The sequence below is a fragment of the Halochromatium salexigens genome (genome assembly GCF_016653295.1).
GTDB classification, from domain to species: Bacteria; Pseudomonadota; Gammaproteobacteria; order Chromatiales; family Chromatiaceae; genus Lamprobacter; species Lamprobacter salexigens.
Genome location: NZ_NHSF01000075.1, coordinates 1 through 3,469 on the forward strand (window position 1 = coordinate 1; position 3,469 = coordinate 3,469).

Consider the following 3,469-nt stretch of genomic DNA (forward strand, 5'->3'; position numbering starts at 1 on the left):
CCTTGCATCATCTCGGCTTTTGCTGCGTCAACTCTGCGATAATCAAATTGCTTTCGAGTAGATTAATTCGTGATTGATTGCAGATCTAATAATTAAATTCGCTTGAGCGGCTTCCTATACAGCGTCTGATCTCGTATTAGCGTTTAATGAAAGTGACGAGGTCAACATTTTTCAGCTTGACGAGGGGGTGGTCGACCAAACCTGGATGGGCGAAAGTGGCGAGCGCGACATCTTCGTGACGCCAATTCAATCCGACAATAACGGGGCTTTTGCAGCCATTGGTGATGCGGTCATTCAGAATTATCAGCAGGGAGAAGGCGATGCGATTCTTTTTGTCGATGCCAATAATCAGTGGAGCAGCCTGCAAGAGGTGTTGGCCGAGGTTCAGCCGCAAAGCGGCAATGCAACGATCCTGTTTAACAATAATCCCGAGGTAGGGGAAGAAGGGCAGATGAACAGTCTACGGATCGAGGGCGCGATGACAACCTTAGCGTTTGGAAATACACCATCCGATATTGCCAATGTCGATCTGGACGTCGTGACAGCACAAGAGGTCAACGAAATAGGCAGCATAGAGAGCTATGTTGACCTCTGGCTCGCTTGATGATGACGGAAAACGACGCCAGACAAACGGAAAGCCAATTTTTGCATTTAAGAGGATGGTGAAATGATACGGTATCTTGAAGGATCGGTACTCGAAACAATCAGTACCCGAGTGAGATTAATCTTTATCTTCACGCTGCTGCTAGCGCCTCTGCACACGGCCATCGGCGCCACCGACGCGCAGCTACGCCATATCGACGATGACGCGCAGCAGATCCTCGTCGAAGATCATGTCTCGCTGCTGGTCTTGCCGGAGCAGGACTACGGCGAACTGGAGATCATCCTCCAGGGCGACAACGCGCGCATCGCCGAGATCAGCCTCAGCCTGGCGGCCAACGCCCATTTCTTGCTGCCAGACCACGACTACCGCTACAGCTTCAACAGCGACACTGCCCGGGTGGAGATTTTCAACGACGCCGAGCTGCGCGTGCTCGCGCTGCCGGTGGATGCCGAGGGGCTCACCCCCTGGGTGCGCGTCGGCGAGCGAGAGGAGACGCGCATCGCCGTCGATGCGTTCACTCTGACGCTGATCGAGGCCACCCTGCCGAGCGAACAGGCCGCCGTCGCCTTCGGTCAAGCGCCAGAGCAAATCGAACTGGTGGAAGCCTCGTCGCTGAAGCCGGATGAAATCGCGCTCAGCTGGCTGGCGACCTCCGACAACGATACGCCAGCCAGTCAGATCCGCTACCTACTGCATGCCGCAACGGACTCCGGGTTCATCCCGGACGGTTCCACCGTTTACGCGGAAGTGATGGGCGCGGGTAGCGGGACGATCAGCGAGACCATCACCGGCCTGTTGCCGGACACCCGCTACTACGTCAAGGTCGAGGCCGTTGATGCGGCGGGCCACCGAAGTTCCACAGTTAGGGGCGTAACTCTCTGTTTTCCTTGACCCAGGATCTTAAAAAATGTCACAACAGTTGAGTTGATGACTGGGGCAAGTCGCGATCGATCTCCGGTATAAGGGCTGTGGTTGGGCTGAGTGAGCGGGATAAGTGGTTGCCTTCACGGCGGTCTGCTGAGTGTTGGCGTGGGAACGACCTGACAGCGAGGCTTCCAGTGCAACTGATCCTACCAGGCAGCGGCGTGTCGGCGTGGCCGTGGAGCACGTCCCATTGCGTTGTGTCACGTTTGTGCTGGATGCACGGATTGCTCATCAGCCGAGGGATCGCCTAAGGTCATGCCATGTACACGCGCATCACCCAGTCCGGCCCGCGGCGCTACCTGCAGCTGGTCGAAGGCTATCGGGATGCGGCCGGTAAAGCGAAGCAGCGCGTGGTCGCCAGCCTCGGGCGGGTCGATCAGCTCGAGGCGGCCGATCTCGAGCCACTCATCCACGGCCTGCAACGCGCTGTCGGGCGCCCCGAATCCATGCCGCAAGCACCGGTGTTCGAGACCGCACGCAGCTACGGGGATGTTTGGACCCTCCATCAGCTCTGGCAGGCACTGGGGCTCGGCGAGGCCCTGCGCCGAGCGCTGCGTTCCTCCCGTCGCCAATTCGACGCCGAAGCGCTGATCCGCGCGATGGTGTTTAACCGCCTGGTCGAGCCGAGCAGTAAGCTCGGGCTGCTGGAGTGGCTGCAGGAACGCGTGCAGCTGCCTGCGGTTGAACTCAGCGATGTGCATCATGAACAGTTGCTGCGGGCGATGGACGCGCTGGAGGAGCACAATGAGGCGGTTGAGTGCGCGGTGGCCAAGCAGTTGCGCCCGTTACTGGATCAGGATCTCAGCGTGATCTTCTATGACGTGACCACGGTGCGCATCCACGGCACCGGCCAGTGCGCGGGCGATCTGCGCCGCCATGGACTGAGCAAGGACACCGGCGGGATCGATCGCCAGGTGGCCCTCGGGGTCGTGCAAAGCGCCGAGGGATTGCCGATCGCCCACGAGGTGTTCGAGGGCAACGTGGCCGAAACCACCACCCTGGCGCCGATGATCGAGCGGTTGCTCAAGCGCTTCCGGGTCAAACAGGTGGTGATCGTTGCCGATCGGGGCCTGTTGAGCATCGACAACATCGATGGGCTCGAGGCGTTAGGGCGTGCGCAGGGTTTGCAGGTCGATTATATCCTTGCCGTGCCCGGGCGGCGTTATGCTGAGTTCACCGAGCTCATCGCCGAGCACCATCCCGGCCTCGTTGCGACGGTGAGCGATCCTGATGCCGATGTCATCGGCGAGACGCGTTGGCAGAATCGCCGGCTGGTGATCGCCCACAATGCCACGCGCGCTGCTGAGCAATCGCAGGCACGCCGCGAGGCCGTTGAGACGCTGGATGCGCTCGGCCAACACCTGGCCGAGCGGCTCAATGACCAAGATGCGGGCAAGCCCGTGCGCGGCCGGCGGGCGACAGATCGCGGGGCGTACAAGCGCTTCCATCAGGCCGTGCTCGAGAAGCGCCTCAGCCACATCGTCAAGGCCGACCTGGGCTCGTCGCAGTTCAGCTACTGGGTCGATGAGGCGGCTTGGCAAGCCGCCGAGCGCCTCGATGGCAAGCTGCTGTTGGTCACCAGTCTCCAAGACTTGAGCGCTGAAGCAGTGGTGGCGCGCTATCGCTCGCTGGCCGATATCGAACGCGGATTCCGCGTCCTAAAGTCCGAGATCGCGATTGCGCCGGTCTATCATCGCCTGCCACCGCGCATTCGCGCGCATGCCCTGATCTGCTTCCTTGCCCTGGTGCTCTATCGTATCCTGCGCACGCGCCTGACGGCCGCCGGCAGCGAGCACTCCCCGGAGCGGGCGTTACGCATCCTGCGCCAAATTCAGCAGCATCGGGTCAAAGCCGGCAGTCGTGAATACAGCGGGCTGTCACGCTTGACGCCGGAGCACCGGCAGCTCTTCAAGGAGATCGGTATCGCTTTGCCCCAGTAAT

Annotated in this window: 3 protein-coding genes; all 3 read left to right on the top strand. The window is 60.5% G+C overall.

Going from position 1 to position 3,469, the window contains the following annotated elements:
• Positions 1-187: 187 nt before the first annotated feature.
• On the top strand, positions 188-604 hold the full coding sequence (locus tag CCR82_RS16480; protein ID WP_201246907.1) for a hypothetical protein: 417 nt from the start codon (positions 188-190) through the stop codon (positions 602-604).
• 111 nt (positions 605-715) lie between these two features.
• Positions 716-1,495: a fibronectin type III domain-containing protein gene (locus CCR82_RS16485; RefSeq protein WP_201246908.1), complete on the top strand. Its 780-nt coding sequence runs from the start codon at positions 716-718 to the stop codon at positions 1,493-1,495.
• Between the two features lie 293 nt (positions 1,496-1,788).
• A complete protein-coding gene (locus CCR82_RS16490; RefSeq protein WP_201246909.1) occupies positions 1,789-3,468 on the top strand; it encodes an IS1634 family transposase in 1,680 nt (559 codons plus the stop codon).
• The last annotated feature ends 1 nt before the right edge of the window (position 3,469 follow it).